Below are 21,639 nucleotides of genomic sequence, written 5' to 3'. Positions count from 1 at the left end.
GTGGGTCATGGCGGATAAAAAAGGCAAGCAGCGCGGGTTGGGCCGGGGTCTTTCGGCCTTGATGGCGGATGTTGGGGATGCCTCAACGGCCACTGCCGAGCAGCCGAGATCGCCGGATCGCATGGTGGCGATTGACCTTGTGTTGCCTAATCCCGATCAGCCGCGGCGTCGGTTTGACGAGGAAAAGCTCGAAGATCTAGCCAATTCGATCGCGGAAAAGGGGATTATCCAGCCGCTGATCGTGCGCAGCCATCCGAGCAAGGAGAATCATTTCGAGATTGTCGCGGGCGAGCGTCGCTGGCGGGCAGCCCAGCGGGCAAAAGTGCATCAAGTGCCTGTTGTCATTAAGGAATTTAACGACACGGAAGTCCTTGAGATTGCGATAATCGAGAATATTCAGCGGGCGGATCTCAACCCGGTCGAAGAGGCTGCGGGTTATGCGCAGCTGATGGAGAAATTCGGCCATACGCAGGACAAGCTGAGCCAGGCGCTCGGCAAGAGCCGCAGCCATATCGCCAATACGATGCGCCTGCTGCAACTGCCGCCAGCGGTTCAGGGGTTTTTGTCGGAAGGCCAGCTCAGCGCGGGGCACGCGCGGGCGCTGATTACTTCGGACGACGCTGAAAAGCTTGCGAAACAGGTGATTTCCAAGGGGCTATCGGTGCGTCAGACCGAGGCGTTGGTAAAGTCGGCGAGCAAATCGGCAGAGGGCGAGGCCAAGCCTGCGGCGCGCAAAGTGTCAGCGAAGGATGCGGATACGCGGGCGCTTGAGGGGGATCTTTCGGCCAATCTGGGCATGAAAGTCTCGATTGATCACATCGGGGCGTCGGGTGGCGGTAAGATCACGCTGACCTACAGCGATCTGGATCAGCTTGATGCGCTGTGCTCCTTGCTCAGCGCGGGCCTTCCGGACGGGTCCATATAAAAAGCAGGACGAGAGAGAGCACTGCCATCTGAATCATGATCAGATGCGCGGGGAGCCTCAGCCCGAGAGAAATCGCCAAAACAGCTGAAATAGAGACTGTTGCGAGGAGTTTGACCCGTCGTCTTATGGCACCGTGGGCCTGCCAATCCTGGATCGATGGGCCAAAGCGCGGATGGGAGAGAAGCCAATCGTGCAGCCGGTCAGAAGAGCGGGCGAAACAGAAGGTGGCGAGCAGCAGGAACGGCACGGTCGGGAGTAGCGGGAGGACCACGCCGATGGCGCCGAGTGCGACGGCGAGGCATCCGAGGATCAGCCAGATCGCGCGCATCACTCAGTCGCCTGCCAACTCGGCGAGAATTGCATTGAGGACGGGGCGCCCCTTTTCGGTCAACCGCAGGTTCTGGTCATCGGCCACGATCATGCCCATGTCGCGAAGCTCAGCGAGGGTATCGGGCGCAAAGTCGCGCTGCGCGAGTGTTCGATAGCGATCCCGGTCGAGACCTTCCGTCAGGCGGAGGCACATCAACAGGTATTCCAGACCCTGTTCCGGCCCAATCACCTCATTTTTGGCGCTGTCGCCCGAGCCGTTCTTGACCTCTGCGAGCCATTTACCGGGGGCGCGATGGGCCTCGGTCGCGAATTTACGACCGCCAACCGTGATCCGGCCATGGGCACCGGGGCCGATGCCGACATAATCGCCATAGCGCCAGTAGATCAGATTGTGCCGCGATTGCGCGCCGGGGCCGGCGTGGTTCGAGATCTCATAGGCGGGCATGCCGTGATCTGCGCAGATGGTTTGGGTCAGATCATACATATCCGCGGCGCTGTCATCGGCGGGCAGACCTTTGAGCAGCCCGCGATTGTAGCGGTCGCCAAAGGCGGTGCCTTGCTCGATGGTCAGCTGATAGAGCGAGAGATGATCGACCGCATAGGTGAGCGCGCGGGTCAATTCCGCCTCCCAATCGGCCAGAGTCTGGTCTTGGCGGGCATAAATCAGGTCAAAACTGACGCGAGAGAAGGTGCTGCGGGCCACATCGAAGGCCTGAAGCGCCTCAGAGACGCTGTGGAGACGGCCCAAGCGGCGCAAATCCGGGTCATTGAGCGCCTGAATGCCCATGGAAATGCGATTTACCCCCGCCTCGCGATAGCCGAGAAAGCGCCCGGCTTCGACCGAGCCGGGGTTCGCCTCGAGCGTGATCTCGACATCATTGGCGAGGGTCCAGCCTTTGCCGATCGCGTCAATCACACCGCCCACGACATGCGGCTGCATCAGGCTCGGTGTGCCGCCCCCGAAGAAGATCGAGTTGACAACCCGCCCCGGCAACAGATCGGAATATCTTTTAATTTCAGCTAGATAGCTTTCAAGCCAGGCATCCTGATCAATTGACGCGGTGACGTGGCTGTTGAAGTCGCAATAGGGGCATTTCGATTGGCAAAACGGCCAATGAACATAGATGCCAAAGCCGCCCTGTTGCCAATCCTCAGTCAAAACAGCCCTGTACCAGCTTGGCAAAAGCATCGGCGCGGTGGCTGATGCGGTTTTTTTCCCAGCGGTCCATCTCGGCAAAGCTGATCTCGTGGCCTTCGGGCAGGAAGATCGGGTCATAGCCATGGCCCTGATCGCCGCGCGGCGGCCAGATGATTTCGCCGGGGGCGATGCCTTCGAACACCTCGTCATGGCCATCGGGCCAGGCGATCACCAGCGTGCAGCAGAACTTGGCGCGCCAGGGTTTGGCATGTTGTTCGTTTTCGAGAAGATCATGAACCTTGGCCATGGCCATGGCGAAATCGCGGCCTTCGGGGGTTTCGGCCCAATCGGCAGTATAGACGCCGGGCGCGCCGCCCAAAGCCTCGATCGAGAGGCCGGAATCATCGGCGAGCGCGGGCAGGCCGGTGGCCTTGGCGGCGGCATGGGCCTTGATCCGGGCGTTGCCGACGAAACTGTCTTCGGTCTCTTCGGGCTCCCCAAGCTGCATCTCGGCAGCACCGACGACCGACACGCCGTAAGGCTCGAGAAGATGCGCGATCTCTTCGAGCTTGCCCGCGTTATGCGTGGCCACCAGCAGTCGGTCGTCAGAGAATTTACGCATTCATAGCGGCCCTTTGCAGTTCTGCCAGCTCTTGAACGCCTTTCTCGGCGAGGTCGAGCAGGCCGGTCATCTGGTCACGGGTGAAGGTCGAGCCTTCGGCGCTCATCTGCGCTTCGATCATGCGGCCAGAGGCGGTCATGATGAAATTGCCATCGACGCCGGCTTCGCTATCTTCGGGATAGTCGAGATCGAGCACGAGCTGCCCGGCATAGATGCCACAGGACACGGCACCAACCGGATCAACGAGCGGATCGCTTGTCACATCGCCCGCTTTCATCAGCTTCTGCACTGCGAGTTTGAGCGCGACCCAGCCGCCGGTGATCGAGGCACAGCGGGTGCCGCCATCGGCCTGAATGACATCGCAATCGACGGTGATCTGACGCTCGCCCAGGGCCACGCGATCAACACCGGCGCGCAGCGAGCGGCCGATCAGACGCTGAATTTCGACAGTGCGCCCGCCTTGTTTGCCGGCAGAGGCCTCGCGGCGCATGCGGCTCGTGGTCGAGCGGGGGAGCATGCCGTATTCGGCAGTGACCCAGCCGAGGCCCGAGCCCTTGATAAAGGGCGGCACGCGGTCCTCGATGGTCGCGGTGCAGAGCACATGGGTGTCGCCTACACGGATCATGCAAGAGCCTTCGGCGTGTTTCGTGACCCCCGTTTCAATGGAAACAGGGCGCATTTCGTCGAGAGCTCGGCCAGAGGGGCGCATGGGATCATCCTTGTAATTGTTCAATCCGCAAATACCTTTGTCAGACCAAGATTGGAAGGGTGATTGACCTCGGAAGACCACCGGTTTTAATGGCAACCCAGCGAGCCATGGTGACAAACAGATGTCGGATGCAGGTAAAATACTCGAAGAGTTGAACGATCGTTCGCGCGAAGTCTTTCGGCGCGTCGTGGATTCCTACCTCCTCAATGGCGAACCTGTGGGCTCGCGCAGCCTGACGCGGGAGATGTCGGAAAAGATCAGCGCGGCCACGGTGCGCAATGTGATGCAGGATCTCGAATATCTCGGATTGCTGAGCTCGCCGCATGTGTCGGCGGGGCGGCTGCCGACGCAAGAAGGGCTTCGCATGTTCGTCGATGGGCTGCTCGAGGTGAGCAATCTCGGCGATGCCGATCGCGAAATGATCGATGCGACGGTGACGGGCAACAGCCAGGATGTGGCGGATGTGCTCGACCGTGTGGGCGCGGCCCTGTCGGGGGTGACGCGCGGGGCGTCGCTGGTCCTTGCGCCGAAACATGAGGCACCGATCAAGCATATCGAGTTCGTGAGCCTGGCCCAGGATCGGGCGCTTGTGGTGCTGGTCTTTGCCGATGGCAATGTCGAGAACCGGATTTTCACCCCGCCGCCGGGGCAAACGCCGAGCTCGATGCGGGAGGCCGCGAATTTCCTCAACGCGCTCATCGAGGGCAAGACGCTCAGCGATCTGCGGACCCGATTCAGCAAGGAAATCAACGCGAGACGTCAGGAGATCGACGTGCTTGCGCGCGAGCTTGTCGACAGCGGGCTGGCGGTTTGGGATCGCGAGGGGGATGCGCCAGAGCGGTTGATCGTGCGCGGCCGGTCGAACCTTTTGGCGGCGGATGGGGATCAGGCGGATCTCGAGAAAATTCGGGAATTGTTTGACGATCTGGAACGCAAGCGGGACATCGCCGATTTCCTCGAACTGGCCGATGAGGGCGAGGGTGTGCGCATTTTTATTGGCTCGGAGAACAAACTTTTCTCACTTTCGGGTTCCTCTTTGGTGGTGTCTCCATATATGAACGCTGATCGAAAGATCGTCGGTGCGGTCGGGGTCATCGGGCCTACACGCCTGAACTATGGGCGCATCGTACCGATCGTGGATTATACGGCACAGCTGGTCGGGAAACTGATTTCCGACCGCGGGTGAAGAGGTAAGAGATGGCAGAGCCCAAGAACGACGAATTCCTGGATGATATTGACCAGGCATTGGCCGAAGAGATGGAATCCGAGCTGGAAGAAGTCACTGACGAACAAGCAGAAATCGACTCTCTGCGGGCCGAGCGGGACGCGCTGCAGGACAAGTTCATGCGGGCGTTGGCGGATGCGGAGAATGCCCGGAAACGGGGTGACAAGGCGCGGCGCGATGCCGAGCAATATGGCGGCACGCGGTTGGCGCGGGATGTCCTGCCGGTCTATGACAACATGAAACGCGCGCTGGAAGCGGCGACGGATGAGCAAAAAGAGATCGCCAAGGCGCTGATCGAGGGGATCGAGCTCACCATGCGCGAGCTGCTCAGCGTGTTCCAGAAACACGGGATTACCCTTGTTTCTCCGCAGGTTGGCGACAAGTTCGACCCGCAGTTGCATGAGGCAATGTTCGAGGCGCCGGTGCCGGGGACCAAGGCGGGGGAGATCATTCAGGTCTCGGCCGAGGGGTTCATGCTGCACGAGCGGATCCTGCGTCCGGCGCAGGTGGGCGTGTCATCGAACACCCAGTAACGCCAGAGCGAATCAAAAGATTAAAGCGGCCCCAGAGGCCGCTTTTTTCGTTTCGGTGACACGTCGGTATTACGTCGGTAACGCGACAGTATGGATTTCGGGAAAAATCCCGCCGGCAAGTCTTACAGTGCCGCGCGGTCTAGCTCGGATCGAGCAGGGATTTGAGCTCGTAGATCAGATCGAGCGCCTCGCGCGGGGTCATCGCGTCGGGCAGCACCTCCGACAGCCGGGATTCCAAAGCCGAGGGGCCCGAGGATTTGGGCGCGGCGGCGGGCGGTGGCGGGGCGGCGGAGAAGAGCGGCAGATCGTCGATCAGCGTGTCGCGGGTGGTGCCGCCTTCGCGTTCGCCTTTCTCCAGCGCTTCGAGCACGACGCGGGCGCGTTCGACCACCGTGGCGGGGAGACCCGCGAGCTTGGCCACCTGCACGCCGTAAGAGCGATCCGCCGCGCCGCGCCGGACCTCGTGCAGAAAGATCACGTCGCCATCATGTTCCTTGACCGCGATGGTGGCGTTGTCGACCCGGGCGAGCCGGTCCGAGAGGCGCGTCATCTCGTGGTAATGGGTGGCAAAGAGCGCGCGCGCGCCGTTCACCTCATGGAGATGTTCGAGCGTCGCCCAGGCGATGGAGAGCCCGTCATAGGTGGCGGTGCCACGGCCGATTTCGTCGAGAATGACCAGCGCGTGATCATCGGCCTGATTGAGAATGGCGGCGGTTTCGACCATTTCGACCATGAAGGTCGAGCGGCCCCGGGCGAGATCGTCGGAGGCACCGACGCGGCTGAAGACCTGACTGACAAGGCCGATATGGGCCGAGGCGGCGGGGACGAAACTGCCCATCTGGGCGAGAATGGCGATGAGCGCGTTCTGCCGCAGAAAGGTCGATTTACCCGCCATGTTGGGGCCGGTGAGCAGCCAGATGTCGGCCTCGCCGCCAAGATCGCAATCATTGGCGATAAACGGCGCGCCGGAGCCTGCGCGCAGCGCCTGTTCCACGACCGGGTGACGGCCTGCGGTGATGTGGAGCGCGCGGCTGTCATCGACCTTGGGGCGGCACCAGTCCAATTCGCGGGCCAGCGTGGCGAGCGCGCTGTGCAAATCGAGCTCTGCCAGCGCGGCGGCGCTGTCGGAGACCTGCGCGTAGCGGTCGAGAATGGCGCGTTTCAGGGTGTCATAGAGCCGCTTTTCGATCTCGATCGCGCGGCCGCCCGCGTTCAGGATGCGGGTTTCCATCTCGGACAGGGGCACGGTGGTGAAGCGCACCTGATTGGCGGTGGTCTGGCGGTGCTTGAAGGTCTGATTGAGCGGCTCCGACAGCATCTTGTCGGCATGGGTGGCGGTGACTTCGACGAAATAGCCCAGCACGTTGTTGTGTTTGACCTTGAGCGAGGCAATCCCGGTCAGCTCGGCATATTCCGATTGCATGGCGGCGATGACGCTGCGGCCTTCGTCGCGGAGCTTGCGGCACTCGTCGAGCTCTTCGTCAAAGCCGGGGGCGATGAAACCGCCGTCGCGGGCGAGAAGCGGCGGTTCGGCCACCAGCGATTGATCGAGCAGGTCGAGCAGTTCGTCATGGCCGGTGAGCCGGGCGAGGGCCGCGGAAATGTCGCGCGGCATATCGTCGGGACGGGGCAGGGCGGCAATCTGGGCCGCATGGTCGAGCCCGTTGCGAATGGCGGTGAGATCACGCGGGCCGCCGCGGTCGAGCCCGAGCCGTGACAGCGCCCGATCCATATCGGGAATGCGGCGCAGCATATCGCGGAGCTGATCCGAGAATCGAGACTGTTCCAGCGCAAATGACACGGAGTCGAGCCGCGATGTCACGGTTTGCAGATCGCGCGAGGGGCTTGAAAGCCGCTGTTCCAGCAGGCGGCCGCCGCCGGCGGTGACGGTGCGGTCGATCACCGACAAGAGCGAGCCAGCGCGCCCGCCCGAGAGCGCATGGGTCAGTTCGAGATTGCGCCGGGTGGCGGCGTCGATCTGCATCGCGCCGCCCTGGCTCAGCTGTTTCGGGGCTTGGAGCAGGGGCAGTTTGCCCTTTTGCGTGATGTCGAGATAATCGACCAGCGCCCCCATGGCGGCAAGTTCGGGGCGGGTGAACTGCCCATAGGCGTCGAGCGAGGCGGTGCCGAACAGGGTGCAGAGGCGTTTTTCGCCGCCGGTGCTGTCAAAGGACGCGGCGCCCAGCGGCGAGAGCGATGCGCCGCTCTCTTCGATGATCTCGGCCATGTCGCGGGTCAGCCCGTCGGCGACGATGACCTCGGCCGGGGCGAGCCGCGCCAGTTCCGGGCCAAGCCGCGCGGGCGCGAGCGGCATGACGTGAAACGCGCCGGTGGAAATATCGACCCAAGCGAGGGCAGATGTGTCTCTAACATTGGCGAAAGCGGCCAGAAAATTGTGACGGCGCGCCTCGAGCAGACTGTCCTCGGTCAGGGTGCCGGGGGTGACGAGCCGCACGACATCGCGTTTGACCACGGATTTCGAGCCGCGTTTCTTGGCCTCGGCGGGATCCTCCATCTGTTCGCAGACGGCGACGCGAAACCCTTTGCGGATGAGCGTTAGCAGATAGCCTTCGGCGGCATGGACGGGCACGCCGCACATCGGGATGTCTTCGCCCAGATGCTTGCCGCGTTTGGTCAGCGAGATGTCGAGCGCGGCCGAGGCGGCGACGGCATCATCGAAGAACAATTCGTAGAAATCGCCCATGCGATAGAACAGCAGCGCCTCGGGATAGCCTGCCTTGAGTTCCAGAAATTGCGCCATCATCGGCGTTACGGTTGCGGTTTGTGCCGTCACGTCTGCCCCCCGGTTTCGGGGCAATTTACCGATGCGGGCAGGGGGGCGAAAGGGGGGTTATGGTTGTCGTGGGGGCGGGGCGCGGATAAGGATTGGGAAACCGACCTTCTGGAACAAGCGAACGACATGTCGAAACCCAAGTTTACCCGCGAAGAGGCGCTGGCCTTTCACCTTGAGCCGACGCCCGGCAAGTTCGAGATCACCGCCACGGTCCCGATGACCACGCAGCGCGATCTCAGCCTGGCCTATTCGCCCGGCGTGGCGGTGCCCTGCGAGGCGATCGCGGCGGCGCCCGAGACGGCCTATGATTATACCAACAAGGGCAATCTCGTTGCGGTGATTTCCAACGGCACGGCGGTTCTGGGTCTTGGCAATCTCGGGGCGCTCGGGTCCAAGCCGGTGATGGAGGGCAAGGCGGTTCTGTTCAAGCGCTTCGCGGATGTGAACAGCATCGATATCGAGCTCGACACCGAGGATCCGGAGAAGTTCATCGAGGCGGTGCGGTTGATGGGACCGACGTTCGGGGGGATCAACCTCGAAGATATCAAGGCGCCGGAATGTTTCATCATCGAGCAGCGGCTCAAGGAGGTGATGGATATTCCGGTGTTCCATGACGATCAGCATGGGACGGCGGTGATCTGTGCCGCGGGTCTGATCAATGCGCTGCATCTGTCGGGCAAGAAGATCGAGGATGTGAAGATCGTGCTCAACGGGGCGGGGGCCGCGGGGATTGCCTGTATCGAGCTGCTCAAGAGCATGGGGGCGCGGCATGAGAATTGCATCGTCTGTGACACGCGCGGGGTGATCTATCAGGGTCGCACCGATGGCATGAACCAGTGGAAATCGGCCCATGCGGTGAAGACCGAGCTGCGCAGTCTCGAAGAGGCGATGGTGGGGGCGGATGTGTTCCTCGGGGTGAGTGCCAAGGGCGCGGTGACGCAGGAGATGGTCAAGAGCATGGCCAAGGATCCGGTGATCTTTGCCATGGCGAACCCCGATCCCGAGATCACGCCGGAAGAGGCGCATGAGGTGCGCAGCGATGCCATCGTGGCCACCGGGCGGAGCGATTATCCGAACCAGGTGAACAACGTTCTGGGCTTTCCCTATCTGTTTCGCGGGGCGCTCGACGTGCATGCGCGGGCGATCAATGACGAGATGAAGATCGCCTGTGCCGAGGCGCTGGCGCGGCTGGCGCGGGAGGATGTGCCCGATGAGGTCGACATGGCCTATGGGCGCAAGATGAGTTTCGGGCGCGATTACATCATTCCGGCACCGTTCGATCCGCGGCTTATTCATACGATTCCGCCGGCGGTGGCGCGGGCCTGTATGGACACGGGTGCGGCGCGGCGGCCGATTGTCGATATGGAGGCCTATGAGCTGACGCTCAAATCGCGGATGGACCCGACGGCGAGCATGCTGCGGTCGATCAATGCGCGGGCGCGGGCGGCGCAGGCGCGGATGATCTTTGCCGAGGGCGACGATCCCAAGGTGCTGCGCGCGGCGGTGCAATATCAGCGGGCCGGGTTCGGCGAGGCGCTGGTTGTGGGGCGCGAGGCGGATGTGAAGGCCAAGCTCGAGGCGAGCGGGCTTGGCGATGCGGTGAGCGAATTGCAGATCGTCAACGCCGCCAATACCGAGCATTTGGCGGAATATAAGGCGTTTCTCTACAAGCGGCTGCAGCGCAAGGGCCATGATCGGCATGATGTGCACCGGCTGGCGGCGCGGGATCGGCATGTGTTTGCCTCGCTCATGCTGGCGCATGGGCATGGCGACGGGCTTGTCACCGGGGCGACGCGCAAGAGTTCGCATGTGCTCGACCTGATCAACCATGTGTTTGACGCGGATGCGGAACATGGCGCGGTCGGCGTCACGGCGGTGATGCATAAAGGGCGGGTCGTGCTGATTGCCGATACGCTGGTGCATGAATGGCCGGATGAGACCGATCTCGCCAATATCGCCGAGCGGTCGGCCGGGGTGGCGCGGCATCTCGGGCTCGAGCCTCGGGTGGCGTTCGTCAGCTTTTCGACCTTTGGCTATCCCCGGTCGGAGCGGTCGGAGAAGATGCATCTGGCGCCCAATGTGCTCGAGGCGCGGGGGGTCGATTTCGAATTTGAAGGCGAGATGACCGTCGATGTGGCGCTCAATCTGCAGGCGCAGAAGAGCTATCCGTTCCAGCGGCTCACCGGGCCTGCGAATATCCTCGTGGTGCCGGCGCGGCATTCGGCGTCGATCTCAGTCAAGCTCATGCAGGAGATGGCGGGGGCGACGGTGATCGGGCCGATCCTGGCCGGGGTCGACAAGTCGATCCAGATCTGTTCCTCGACCTCGACGGCCAATGACATCCTCAACATGGCGGTTCTGGCCGCCTGCAAGGTGGGCTAAGCCATGCGCCGCCGCCCGAAATTGGAAAGAGGGCGGCGGTGACGGTCTATTGTCTCGGCTCGATCAATGCCGATGTCACCTATCGGGTGGCGCGGCTGGCCCGGCCCGGCGAAACCATCGTGGCGCAGGAAATGCGCCGGGGTCTCGGCGGCAAGGGCGCGAACCAATCGGTCGCAGCGGCGCGGGCCGGGGCGCGGGTGGTCCATATCGGGATGGTCGGCGCGGAAGGCGATTGGTGCGTGGCAGAGCTCGCCTCTTACGGGGTGGAGTGCCGCCATGTGGCGCAGGATGCGGGGCCAAGCGGCCATGCGATCATCCATGTCGATGCCAAGGGCGAGAATGTGATCACGGTCTTTGCCGGGGCGAATGCGCGGCAGGATCTGGCGCGGATCGACGCGGCGCTGGGTCAGGCCGGGCCGGGGGATTGGCTCTTGCTGCAAAATGAGACCTCGCATCAGCAAGAGGCGGCGCAGTTGGCCCAAGTGCGTGGCGTGCAGGTGGCCTATTCGGCGGCACCCTTCGAGGCCGAAGCGCTGCGCCGGGTGTTGCCATATGTGTCTCTGTTATTGCTGAATGAGGGCGAATTTGTCGCGCTGGGGGCGGCGGGGATCGCTCTTCCTGCGGATTGCGCGACGCTGGTCACTCAAGGAGCGGCGGGGGCCGAGTGGCGGCAGGGCGAGGCCCGTCTGCAGCAGCGCGGATTTGCGGTCGAGGCGGTGGACAGCACCGGGGCCGGGGATTGTTTTGCGGGCTATGTCGTGGCGGGGCTCGAGGCCGGGCGCGGGCCGGAAGAGGCCATGGCACTCGCGGCGGCGGCGGCGGCGCTGTCGGTGACCCGACCCGGGGCCGCGGGGGCGGTGCCGGATCGGGCGGAGGTTGAGAGGTTTCTCAGCCCGTGAAGGGCGCGGATTTGCCCCAGAGCTGTTTCACGCGCTGATCGCGACCGCAGGCCTCGCGGTAGAATTTATAGGCGGAGGATTGTTTCTTGGGGCCGGCGCGGGTGACCACGAGCTTGGTGCCCTTGTAGTAATCCTGATGATAGGCCTCGGCCTCATAAAAGGTGGCGGCGGGGAGGATCGGCGTCACGATCTTCTGGCCGAGCTGTTTGGCGGCCTTGGCCTTGGCGGCCTCGGCTGCGGCCTTTTCCGCCGGGTTAGAGACGAAAATCGCGCTGCGATAGCTGGCCCCACGGTCGCAGAACTGGCCGCCGGCATCGGTCGGGTCGATCGAGCGGAAGAACATCGACAGGAGCGTGTCGCGCGAGACGCGGGCGGGATCATAGTGGATCTGCACCGCCTCGTAATGGCCGGTGCCGCCGCGCGTGACCTGTTTGTAATCGGGGTTTTTCACCTTGCCGCCGGTGTAGCCCGAGACCACCTCGGAGACGCCGGGGACGGATTCGAAATCGGATTCGACGCACCAGAAACAGCCGCCTGCAACGGTGAGCGTTCGGGTCTCGGCGGCCTCGGCCGGGTTGGCGCTGGCCCAGCAGCCCAGCAGGATCGAGAGGGCGAGCGCCGCGTTCTTGAGAGGGTGGATATGTGTCATCCTGTGTTCCTTTCGATGTGTGACAAGCCTGCCCGGGATGGGCTGTAATCAAAAGCCACAGCTACGTGAGGTCACGGGCTAGTGAGGGGAGTTTACAGTTTGGCATTCAAAGCGGGATTGGATAGGTTAACGGAACGTTAACGCTCGCACCCAAGTAAACCCAAAGGAAAACAATAAGTTATGCGGATTGCAATGTGGTCTGGCCCTCGGAATCTCTCGACGGCCATGATGTATGCCTTTGGTGCGCGTGGGGATTGCGACATTGTCGACGAACCGTTCTATGCGGTCTATTTGTTACAGACCGGGATCAACCATCCGATGCGTCCGGAGATCATTGCCAGCCAGCCGCAGAACCCCGGTGAGGTGATCGAGACGCTGCTCGGGCCGATCCCCGGACGGCTGCCGCTGCAGTATCAAAAGCATATGTCGCATCACATGGTGGAGGGGATCACGCGCTATTGGCTGGGCGATGTGAAGAACGTGTTTCTCATCCGGCATCCGGCGCGGGTGGTGGCGAGCTATGCGGCGAAGCGGGAAAATCCCGATCTCGACGATATTGGTCTGCGCCAGCAGGTCGAGCTCTATGATTATGCGCGGGCGATGGGGGATGATCCGATCGTCGTGGACAGCGAGGACATTCGCGCGGCGCCGGAGGCGATGCTGCGGGCGCTTTGCGAGGAGCTCGGGATCGAGTTTTTGCCGCAGATGCTCAGCTGGCCCAAGGGCGGGCATGCGGCGGATGGGGTCTGGGCCAAGCATTGGTACGGCACGGCGCATCGCAGCACCGGGTTCAACAGCGAGATCGCGCCCCTGCCGGAGCTTGCGGGTGATCTGGGCGCGCTGGTGGAGGAGGCGATGCCTTATTATCGGCGGCTCTACCGCAACAGGATCGTCGTCTAACATGAAAAATGCCCGCCGGTTTGGCGGGCATTTCGCTTTTACAGAGACTGTTTTCGTCGCTTACTTGACGCAGTCACGCAGGGCGGCCACGTCGGGACCGTTGGGCGTGCGGCCCAGGTTGAACGGGGCCGAGGCATCGCGCCACTGGGCGTAATCGCCGAGATATTCGACCATCGACAGGTAGACCTTGGCCGAGTTCGGGTTCTCGCAGGCGGTTTCCACGATGACTTCGTTCGCCATTTCCTGAATCTTGGTCAGGGTCTCGTCGTCATAGCGGTTGATTTCCACCGCGTCGTCGAACTGGGCATAGGCCTCGGTCGCGCGTTTTTCGGTGAAGGCCAGCGACCAGAGCAGCGAGGCATCGGCGGCGATCTTCAGTTTTTCCTGGGTCTCGGGGGTCAGCGCGTCCCAGGAGGCTTTGTTGATCATGACGCCAAAGACCGAAGCCGATTGGTGCCAGCCGGGGGTTGCCCAGTATTTGGTGACCTGCTGGAAGCCGCCGGACCAGTCGACGTTGGGGGTCGAGAATTCGGCCCCGTCGATGACGCCGCGTTCGAGCGATTGGTAGATCTCGCCACCGGCCATCGAGACCTGGTTGCCGCCGAGACGTTCGAGCAGGCGGCCTTGTTCGAGACCCGAGAGACGCAGGCGTTTGCCTTGCAGGTCGTCGAGGTTGCGGATCGGTTCGTTGGTGCGGAAGCCCGATTCGTTGTTGGTGACGGCATAGGGCAGGTAGACCATGCCGAATTGGCCGTAGATCTCGTTATAGAGCTCGGCACCGCCCCATTGCTGGATCCAGTTGACGTAATCGACGGCGTTGAAGAGGCTCGGCGTGGTGGCCAGGGCCGAGAAGGCCGCGTCACGGCCAGCCCAGTAACCGGGCCAGTCGCCGCCGGCCTGGATGGTGCCGCTTTCGACAGCGCCGAAGACTTCGCCGGAGGGCACGAGCGAGCCGCCTTCGAAGAATTCGATGGTCAGTTCACCTTTGGTGAGCTTGTTGGCCAGCTCGACGAAATGCTTGTCCATTTCGATCAGTTCGAGCGACGAGGGCCATGTGGTGGTCATGGTCCAGCTTTCCTCGGCCTTGGCCGGGCCCGCCAGAAGCGCAGCAGTTGCGGCGGCGAGGGCGATCATACGTGATGCCATTGGTCTTTCTCCTCTCTTGGTTAACTTATTTGGTGTAAAGCGTTTCGGGCAGCCATGTGACGAGCGGCGGGAATAGTGCCACCACCATGCACATGACGACGATCAGCCCGATGAAGGGCAGAACCCCCTTGATGATTTGTCCGGTGCGCACATCGCTTGGCGCGATGGCGCGCAGGTAAAACAGCGCATATCCAAAGGGTGGCGTCAGGAACGAGGTTTGCAGAACCACGGCCATCAGCACGACGAACCACAGCAGGCTGACCCCGTCCATCTCCTGAATGATCGGCAGGAAGATCGGGAAGGACAGCAGCACGATGCCGGTCCAGTCGAGGAAGGCGCCGAGGATGAAGACGATGAAGAGCATCATGGTCATCAGCATCCAGGGCTCCATATCGAGCGTGCGGATGATCTCCTGTGTCGCGCGCAGGCCGCCGGTGATGTTGAACACCCCGGTAAAGGCGGTGGCGCCGACGACGATGAAGAGGATCATCGCCGAGGTGCGGCCGGTTTCGAGCATGGCGCTGTAGAAGGTCTTCCATTCGAACTTGCGGCGCATCAGCACGATCAGCAGGGCCAGAGCCGCACCGATGGCCGAGGCTTCGGTCGCGGTGGCGATGCCCAGGAGCAGCGTGCCGAGGATGCCGAAGATCAGCACCAGCGGCGGCATGGCTTCGATCACCAGCATGCGCATCAACTCGCCGCGCGAGATCTTCTCTTCGGCCTCGACCATGGGGGCAAGATCGGGGCGCAGTACCGAGATGACATAGACATAGACCGCATAGCTCAGCCCGAGGAGCACGCCGGGCAGCATCGCGCCGGCAAAGAGTTCGCCCACGGAGAGCGGCGAATAGGAGGCCATGAGGATGAGCATGATCGACGGCGGGATCAGGATGCCGAGGCAGCCGGAGGCGGCGATCACGCCGGAGGTCAGCGTCGGGGCATAGCCGTATTTGAGCATCGGCCGCATCGCCATCACGCCCATCACGGTGATCGAGGCCCCGATGATGCCGGTGGTGGCGGCGAGCAGGATCGAGATGAAGACGACGGCGAGGGCGAGACCGCCGCGGACCCGGCTCATCAGCAGGCGCAGGGTTTCGAACATGCGGTCGGTGACGCCTGAATCCGATAGGAATCTGGCCATCAAGACAAAGAGTGGAATGGCGATCAGCGTGTAATTGTCGAGCACATCGCCATAGATCCGGTTGATCACGATGCCGAGCACCATCGGCTTGCCGACGATGAAGGTGGTCAGAACGGCGGTGCCGCCAAGGACAAAGGCCAGCGGGTGACCCATGAACAGGCCAAGCACCAGAAGGCCGAACATGATAAGGGCGATCAGTTCCGGGTTCATGTGACGGCCTCCTCGTGGTTGAGAATGAGCTTGAGCACTTGCGAGATGCCTTGCAGGAAGAGCAGCGCGGCGGCGAGGCACATGGCCATTTTCAGCGGGTAGACCGGCAGCTGCACCGCGCCATAGGTCACTTCGCCCTGGTTCCACGAACGCAGCGCAAACTCATAGCTGCGGGTGGTGAAGACCCAGGTGAAGGGAAAGAAGAAAATCAGGTAGCCCAGCACCGCCACGATGCGGCGCAGCCCGGCCCCGAATTTCTCGGTCAGGATGTCGACGCGGACATGGGCGTTGTGGCGCAGCGCATAGCCGCCCAGCATGATGAAATAGAACCCGAAGAGCTGTTTGCTCACGTCGAAGGCCCAGCGTGTGGGTTCGTTCAGCGCGTAGCGCATGAACACGTCGTAGATGATGATGGCTGCGAAAAACACGGCGAAGATCGACACGATCCGCCCGGTGATTTCATTCAGGCCGTCGATGGCTTTGATGACCATGTCTTACCCCTCCCTCTGCTCCGCGCGGAGCTTGGACTTTTTGTATACAAAGTGCAAGATATTCGGTGAACGCTTGTTCAATTATTCGTGATATTTCAGATAAATAACTGTGATTTAACGTATTTCTACTGTGTGCAACGGTACACAAGCTACGCGATTTTTCGGGGATCTGGCGGAAATTTGCAAGAGTGGCGCGGGGGTGAGGTCCCATCCGGGACCCGGCCCGGGACTCAGTCAGAGCCTTGCTGAACCGACCTAAAGGGCCTCATCCGGACACACAACCATAAGGCGAGCCATGTGCCCAAAAAAGAGGCCCCGCCAGAGCGGTCTCTGGCGGGGCCTCGTGTGGAATAAAGCGTAGCGGTTGGGCTTAGCTGCCGAGACGGCGCTTGCGGGCGGCGAGAAGCTTGAGCCGCAGCGCGTTGAGCTGAATGAAGCCCTGCGCGTCGGTCTGATCATAGGCACCGGCGTCTTCTTCGAAGGTCACATGGGCCTCGGAATAGAGCGAGTGATCCGACCAGCGGGCGATGCAGGTGGCCGCGCCTTTGTAGAGCTTGATCCGGACGGTGCCGGTCACATGTTCCTGGCTCTTGTCGATGGCGGCCTGCAGCATTTCGCGTTCGGGCGAGTACCAGAAACCGTTGTAGATCAGCTCGGCATAGCGGGGCATCAGGCTGTCCTTGAGATGGCCTGCGCCGCTGTCGAGGGTGATCTGTTCGATGCCGCGATGCGCCTCGAGCAGCACGGTGCCGCCCGGGGTCTCGTAGATGCCGCGCGATTTCATGCCGACAAAGCGGTTTTCGACGAAATCGAGACGGCCGATGCCATGCTTGCCGCCCAGCTCGTTGAGGCGGGTGAGCAGGGTGGCGGGGCTCATCGCCTCGCCATTGATGCTCACCGCGTCGCCGCGTTCAAAGCCGATCTCGATGATCTCGGCGGTGTCGGGCGCGTCCTCGGGGGAGACGGTGCGCTGATAGACGTAATCGGGGGCCTCTTCGCCCGGGTTCTCGAGCACTTTGCCCTCGGAGGAGGTGTGCAGGAGGTTGGCATCGACCGAGAAGGGGGCTTCGCCGCGCTTGTCCTTGGCGATCGGGATCTGGTTCGCCTCGGCAAATTCCAGCAGCTTGGTCCGCGAGGTGAGATCCCATTCGCGCCAGGGGGCGATCACCTTGATGTCGGGGTTGAGCGCATAGGCCGCGAGTTCGAACCGGACCTGATCATTGCCCTTGCCGGTGGCGCCATGGGCCACGGCATCGGCGCCGGTTTCGGCGGCAATCTCGACCAGACGTTTGGAGATCAGCGGGCGGGCGATGGAGGTGCCGAGCAGATACTGGCCCTCGTAGAGCGCATTGGCGCGGAACATCGGGAAGACGAAATCGCGGACGAATTCCTCGCGGATGTCCTCGATATAGATATTGTCGGGATTGATGCCGAGCAGCTCTGCCTTCTTGCGGGCGGGATCAAGCTCTTCACCCTGGCCGAGATCGGCGGTGAAGGTCACCACTTCGCAACCGTATTCGGTTTGCAGCCATTTCAGGATGATCGAGGTATCGAGGCCACCGGAATAGGCCAGAACGACTTTTTTGGGCGCGGACATGGGCAGGAATCCCTTTCGTATCGTGATCCATGGGCGCTTAGCCTGTTTCGCCGGTGTCGGCAAGTCAGGGCCGGTATGCGCCTGTATTCTTTGGCCGGAAGCCTTGCCTTGGCGGCGGGAATGGCGCAGTCAGAGCGGCATGAGTGATTTCATCGATAAGGCCCGCGCCGCCGAGCGCGCGATGCGCGAGGTGTTCCCCGAGACGCCGCTGCTGCGCAATGAACATCTGTCCGAGCGTTACGGCGCGAATATCCTGCTCAAGCGGGAGGATCTGACGCCGGTGCGGAGCTATAAGCTGCGCGGTGCGTTCAATGCGATGCGCAAGGTGATGGCACGCGGCGAGGCGCCGGTGTTTGTCTGCGCGAGCGCCGGCAACCATGCGCAGGGCGTCGCCTTTATGTGCCAGCATTTCGGGGTGCGGGGCGTGATTTTCATGCCGGTGACAACGCCGCAGCAGAAGATCGGCAAAACGGCCAAGTTCGGCGGGGAGAGTGTCGAGATTAAGCTCATCGGCGATTATTTCGACGACACGCTGGCGGCGGCGCAGGCGCATTGTGCGCAGATCGGCGGGCATTTCCTGCCGCCTTTCGACGACGAGGATGTGATCGAGGGGCAGGCCTCGGTCGCGGCGGAGATCGAGGCGCAGCTCGGCGGGCTGCCGGATGAGATCGTGATGCCGGTGGGCGGTGGTGGGCTGTCGTCCGGGGTGCGGAGCTATTTCGGCGATCGGGTGGGGATCACCCTTGTCGAGCCCGAGGGCGGTGCCTGTCTCAACGCGGCGCTGGCGGCGGGAGAGCCGGTGCGGCTGGCGCAGGTCAATAATTTTGCCGATGGCGCGGCGGTGGCACAGATCGGTGAGAAGACATTCGCGCGGCTGCGTGATCTCGATCCGGCGCGGTCAAGGCTCGTCTGCGAGGATCGGCTCTGCACCACGATGATCGAGATGCTCAATATCGAGGGGATTGTCCTTGAGCCGGCGGGGGCGCTGTCGGTGGATGTGCTCAAGGATATGCGCGACGAGATCGCGGGCAAGACGGTGGTCTGCGTCACCTCGGGCGGCAATTTCGATTTCGAGCGGCTGCCGGAGGTCAAGGAACGGGCGCAGCGGCATTCGGGCGTGAAGAAATATTTCATCCTGCGGATGCCGCAGCGGCCCGGGGCGCTCAAGGATTTTCTCAGTATCCTTGGGCCGGAGGACGATATTGCGCGGTTCGAATATCTCAAGAAATCGGCGCGGAATTTCGGCTCGGTGCTGATCGGGATCGAGACGGGACATGCCGAGAATTTCGCGCGGATCGAGGCGGCGCTCAAGGCGCAGGGCTTTGCCTATCGCGACATCACCAAGGATGAGGTTCTGGCCGAGTTCCTGATTTAAGAGCCAGGGACCCCCGAAAGAAATTGCGATTTGCACCGATCATAGGCGGTGCAGATCGCGGCCAGATCGACCTGTTGCGCCGCGCCGGAGGCGGCGAGGGATTCGCCCGCCTGGCAACGCGCCGCGAACTCGGTAAAGCCGAGGTTGAGCGCGCTACCTTTGAGGGAGTGCAATCTGCCCTCGAGCCCCTCGCGCGGGGTGGTGCCGCGCAGCGAACCGAGCTCTGCCTCGACCTCATCGAGGAACAGGGTGACGATATCCTGAAAATCCCCGTCGCCGAATTCCTCGCGCAGTTCGGTGACCCGGTCCCAATCGATCATGGCGTCGCTCGCTTCTGTTGCGGCGACAATCGCGCAGAAATCCTAACAAATCCCTAAGCCTGGCCCGGCAATTTTTCCGCCCCGCTTTCACCCCCTGTTAAGCGCCGCCTGTCATACCGGGGCCGTGAAACCAAACAGGCGGCGTGATGCGACCAGAGCGGGACGTGATAGAGGAGGTTTTGCCCGAAGGCTCGGCCATTCGGGAGGTGCTGATCGTCGACGACAGCCGGTTGCAGCGACGCATCGCGGGCGGGTTGCTGCGGCGCTGGGGCTATCGCGTGCGCGAGGCAGGGTCGGGGGCGGAGGCGCTGGCGCTTTGTGACGAGGCGCTGCCGGATCTGGTGCTCAGCGACTGGATGATGCCGGGGATGAGCGGACCGGAGTTCTGCACGGCGTTTCGCAGGTTGGCCGGGGCGCGCTATGGCTATTTCATCCTGCTCACCGCCAAGAGCGACAAGGAAGAGGTGGCGGCGGGGCTCGATGCCGGGGCGGATGATTTCCTGACCAAACCGGTCAATGGCGGCGAGCTGCGGGCGCGGATTTCGGCGGGCGAACGCATCCTGCGGATGCAGCGCGAGATGGTCGAGAAGAACCGGCTGGTGACCGAGACGCTCGATCAGTTGCAGCAGCTCTATGATGCGATTGACCGCGACCTGATCGAGGCGCGCAAGCTGCAACAATCGCTGATCGCCGAGCGCTATCGCGATTTCGGCGCGGCGCAGGTGTCGCTTTTGCTGCAATCGGCGGGGCATGTGGGCGGCGATCTCGTCGGCATGTTTCAGGTGAGCGACGAGGTGATCGGCATCTATGCGCTCGATGTGTCGGGCCATGGGATCAGTTCGGCGCTGATGACGGCGCGGCTGGCGGGCTATCTGTCGGCGAGCGTGCCGGAGCAGAATGTCGCCCTCTATCGCCGCGACGATGGCCGGTTTGCGATGCGGCCGCCGCAGGATACTTTGGCGGCGCTCAACAGCATGTGCCTCGAGGATATGGAGACCGAGCATTATTTCACGATCTGCCTCGCCGAGGTTGATCTTGGCAGCGGGCGGTTGCGGCTGGCGCAGGCGGGCCATCCGCATCCGGTGATCCAGCGCCGGTCGGGGGCCTGTGAGCTGCTCGGGCAGGGCGGGCTGCCTGTGGGGCTCATCCCCGGCGCATGCTATGACGGGATCGAGGCGCGGCTTGGCCCCGGTGACCGGCTGATGATCCATTCCGACGGGGTGGTGGAATGCGCCGATCCGGCGGGGCGGCAGCTCGGCGATGCAGGGTTGCAGCGTATTCTGAGTGATCTCAACCAGACGCGGGGGCAGGCCTGTCTCGAATCGGTGATTTGGAAACTGGCGGATCATGCCGGGGGCGACCGGTTCGAGGATGATGTCTCGGCGGTGCTGCTCGAATTCAGAGGAGGGTATTTTCAAGGGTAGAAGGCAGCTTTTCCGATGTCGCGCAGCTGGGGTGTCTCGGAAGGTCTCGATCAAGATCCGCGATTGGCCGGGGTCGCGGCGCGGGATAGCGGCGGGAGGCGCTGGGGCACCATCGGGAGGCTTGATCAACTCGGTGAGTTGGAGGGTTAGGACCCGCCACGATTGCGGAGGGGTAGAGAGATTTCGGGATGTGGCTGCGCGTGCCGCCACGGGATTGGCCGAGATCGGAACGGGCGGGGTGCCGAGACAAAAGCGGAGGGTTTGCCGCGACAAAAAAGCCGACGATTTGCCGAAAGCGGAAGGGACGGGGGGCCGCGTTCGGGACCTGCACAAACCTTCAGCGGCTATACTGCCGAGATCGGGGTCAGCGGCAATAATCCTGCACGAACATGCGGTCGCCGATGCTGGCGACCTCGGTCATCGCGGTCTGCCAGTCGGTGAAGATGGGCGTATGGCCCGGCTCGCCCGGATCGGCGAGGCGGCGCACGGGGCGGGCCTCGTAGATGGTGCAGATTTTTTCGGCCCAGAGATCATATTCCGGCATATAGACAAAGCGGCGATAGGCGCCGAGGCGGCGCGGCGCGGCGATGCGCCAGCCGGTTTCCTCGAAGACCTCGCGGTGCAGCGCCTGCAGGGGCGATTCGCCGGGGTCGATGCCGCCGCCGGGGAGCTGCAATTCCGGCTCGGGCCGGTCCTGATGGGTCAGCAGCACGCCACTGCCATGGGGCAGAATCGCATAGGCGCCGGGGCGCAGTTTATAGGTGATGTCAGGATGTACCGCTTCGCCGACCCGCCGCATGAATTGCCACCTTTCCCTTGGAGCATTGCT

The 21,639-nt window shown here is 62.7% G+C and carries 20 protein-coding genes; 8 read left to right on the top strand and 12 right to left on the bottom strand.

The genetic code is table 11. The features are described from left to right. Nucleotides 1-7 precede the first annotated feature (7 nt). The gene (locus tag ISM_RS06665) at nt 8-925 is read left to right on the top strand and encodes a ParB/RepB/Spo0J family partition protein (RefSeq protein WP_009813367.1); all 918 of its coding nucleotides are present in this window, start codon (nt 8-10) and stop codon (nt 923-925) included. Here the strand turns inward: ISM_RS06665 and ISM_RS06660 are convergent. The 4 genes from ISM_RS06660 to rph are packed head-to-tail and all read right to left on the bottom strand — an operon-like array spanning nt 894 to nt 3,724. After that, complete coding sequence (locus tag ISM_RS06660) at nt 894-1,253, bottom strand: YbaN family protein (protein WP_009813366.1); 360 nt, start codon at nt 1,251-1,253, stop codon at nt 894-896. The genes ISM_RS06665 and ISM_RS06660 overlap by 32 nt on opposite strands. A gap of 3 nt (nt 1,254-1,256) precedes the next feature. Beyond that, nucleotides 1,257-2,414 (bottom strand): radical SAM family heme chaperone HemW, encoded by a 1,158-nt coding sequence (hemW, locus tag ISM_RS06655; protein WP_009813365.1) that lies wholly within the window; start codon nt 2,412-2,414, stop codon nt 1,257-1,259. Next, nucleotides 2,407-3,015: an RdgB/HAM1 family non-canonical purine NTP pyrophosphatase gene (gene rdgB / locus ISM_RS06650; protein ID WP_009813364.1), complete on the bottom strand. Its 609-nt coding sequence runs from the start codon at nt 3,013-3,015 to the stop codon at nt 2,407-2,409. Before rdgB ends, hemW begins: the two co-directional genes overlap by 8 nt. Next, entirely contained in the window at nt 3,008-3,724 is a 717-nt protein-coding gene (gene rph, locus ISM_RS06645) for a ribonuclease PH (protein WP_009813363.1), read from the bottom strand. The genes rdgB and rph overlap by 8 nt, the downstream gene beginning before the upstream one ends. A gap of 121 nt (nt 3,725-3,845) precedes the next feature. Between rph and hrcA the strand changes: the two genes are divergently transcribed. Then, nucleotides 3,846-4,910 (top strand): heat-inducible transcriptional repressor HrcA, encoded by a 1,065-nt coding sequence (gene hrcA, locus ISM_RS06640; RefSeq protein ID WP_009813362.1) that lies wholly within the window; start codon nt 3,846-3,848, stop codon nt 4,908-4,910. A gap of 11 nt (nt 4,911-4,921) precedes the next feature. Further along, nucleotides 4,922-5,482, top strand: a complete 561-nt coding sequence (locus ISM_RS06635) for a nucleotide exchange factor GrpE (protein ID WP_009813361.1) — start codon at nt 4,922-4,924, stop codon at nt 5,480-5,482. A 139-nt stretch (nt 5,483-5,621) separates the two neighbouring features. Here the strand turns inward: ISM_RS06635 and mutS are convergent, their stop codons facing one another. Next, nucleotides 5,622-8,246, bottom strand: coding sequence for a DNA mismatch repair protein MutS (gene mutS, locus ISM_RS06630; protein ID WP_009813360.1), 2,625 nt, complete (start codon nt 8,244-8,246; stop codon nt 5,622-5,624). 156 nt (nt 8,247-8,402) lie between these two features. Here mutS and ISM_RS06625 point away from each other — a divergent pair, with 156 nt between their 5' ends. Both ISM_RS06625 and ISM_RS06620 read left to right on the top strand, forming a co-directional pair. Beyond that, entirely contained in the window at nt 8,403-10,658 is a 2,256-nt protein-coding gene (locus ISM_RS06625) for an NADP-dependent malic enzyme (RefSeq protein ID WP_040618361.1), read from the top strand. Between the two features lie 38 nt (nt 10,659-10,696). After that, the gene (locus tag ISM_RS06620) at nt 10,697-11,557 is read left to right on the top strand and encodes a PfkB family carbohydrate kinase (protein ID WP_009813358.1); all 861 of its coding nucleotides are present in this window, start codon (nt 10,697-10,699) and stop codon (nt 11,555-11,557) included. Here the strand turns inward: ISM_RS06620 and msrA are convergent. Then, on the bottom strand, nt 11,547-12,206 hold the full coding sequence (gene msrA / locus ISM_RS06615; RefSeq protein WP_009813357.1) for a peptide-methionine (S)-S-oxide reductase MsrA: 660 nt from the start codon (nt 12,204-12,206) through the stop codon (nt 11,547-11,549). The genes ISM_RS06620 and msrA overlap by 11 nt on opposite strands. Before the next feature lie 180 nt (nt 12,207-12,386). On the opposite strand from msrA, the gene ISM_RS06610 reads away from it, so the two are divergent. After that, complete coding sequence (locus ISM_RS06610) at nt 12,387-13,106, top strand: sulfotransferase-like domain-containing protein (protein ID WP_040617915.1); 720 nt, start codon at nt 12,387-12,389, stop codon at nt 13,104-13,106. 60 nt (nt 13,107-13,166) lie between these two features. Here ISM_RS06610 and dctP read toward each other — a convergent pair whose 3' ends face one another. From dctP to ISM_RS06590, 4 genes are all read right to left on the bottom strand, one after another. Next, complete coding sequence (gene dctP / locus ISM_RS06605) at nt 13,167-14,240, bottom strand: TRAP transporter substrate-binding protein DctP (RefSeq protein ID WP_009813355.1); 1,074 nt, start codon at nt 14,238-14,240, stop codon at nt 13,167-13,169. Between the two features lie 37 nt (nt 14,241-14,277). Next, nucleotides 14,278-15,603 carry a TRAP transporter large permease gene (locus ISM_RS06600; protein WP_009813354.1) on the bottom strand — a complete coding sequence of 442 codons (1,326 nt, stop codon included), beginning with the start codon at nt 15,601-15,603 and terminating at the stop codon, nt 14,278-14,280. After that, entirely contained in the window at nt 15,600-16,094 is a 495-nt protein-coding gene (locus tag ISM_RS06595) for a TRAP transporter small permease subunit (protein WP_009813353.1), read from the bottom strand. The genes ISM_RS06600 and ISM_RS06595 overlap by 4 nt, the downstream gene beginning before the upstream one ends. A 370-nt stretch (nt 16,095-16,464) precedes the next feature. Next, complete coding sequence (locus tag ISM_RS06590; RefSeq protein ID WP_009813352.1) at nt 16,465-17,691, bottom strand: argininosuccinate synthase; 1,227 nt, start codon at nt 17,689-17,691, stop codon at nt 16,465-16,467. A 139-nt stretch (nt 17,692-17,830) separates the two neighbouring features. On the opposite strand from ISM_RS06590, the gene ilvA reads away from it, so the two are divergent. Beyond that, entirely contained in the window at nt 17,831-19,066 is a 1,236-nt protein-coding gene (gene ilvA / locus ISM_RS06585; RefSeq protein ID WP_009813351.1) for a threonine ammonia-lyase IlvA, read from the top strand. Here the strand turns inward: ilvA and ISM_RS06580 are convergent. Beyond that, nucleotides 19,063-19,386 (bottom strand): Hpt domain-containing protein, encoded by a 324-nt coding sequence (locus ISM_RS06580; RefSeq protein ID WP_009813350.1) that lies wholly within the window; start codon nt 19,384-19,386, stop codon nt 19,063-19,065. The genes ilvA and ISM_RS06580 overlap by 4 nt on opposite strands. A 146-nt stretch (nt 19,387-19,532) precedes the next feature. On the opposite strand from ISM_RS06580, the gene ISM_RS06575 reads away from it, so the two are divergent. Continuing rightward, the gene (locus ISM_RS06575; protein WP_040617913.1) at nt 19,533-20,810 is read left to right on the top strand and encodes a PP2C family protein-serine/threonine phosphatase; all 1,278 of its coding nucleotides are present in this window, start codon (nt 19,533-19,535) and stop codon (nt 20,808-20,810) included. Nucleotides 20,811-21,174: 364 nt separating this feature from the next. On the opposite strand, the gene ISM_RS06570 is transcribed toward ISM_RS06575, so the two are convergent. Further along, nucleotides 21,175-21,609, bottom strand: coding sequence for an NUDIX domain-containing protein (locus tag ISM_RS06570; protein ID WP_009813348.1), 435 nt, complete (start codon nt 21,607-21,609; stop codon nt 21,175-21,177). Nucleotides 21,610-21,639: the final 30 nt, after the last annotated feature.

This window comes from Roseovarius nubinhibens ISM, from assembly GCF_000152625.1.
Taxonomy (GTDB): Bacteria; Pseudomonadota; Alphaproteobacteria; order Rhodobacterales; family Rhodobacteraceae; genus Roseovarius; species Roseovarius nubinhibens.
The sequence above is the reverse complement of the archived record's forward strand: the minus strand, read 5'-3'. Positions and strand labels throughout refer to the sequence as shown.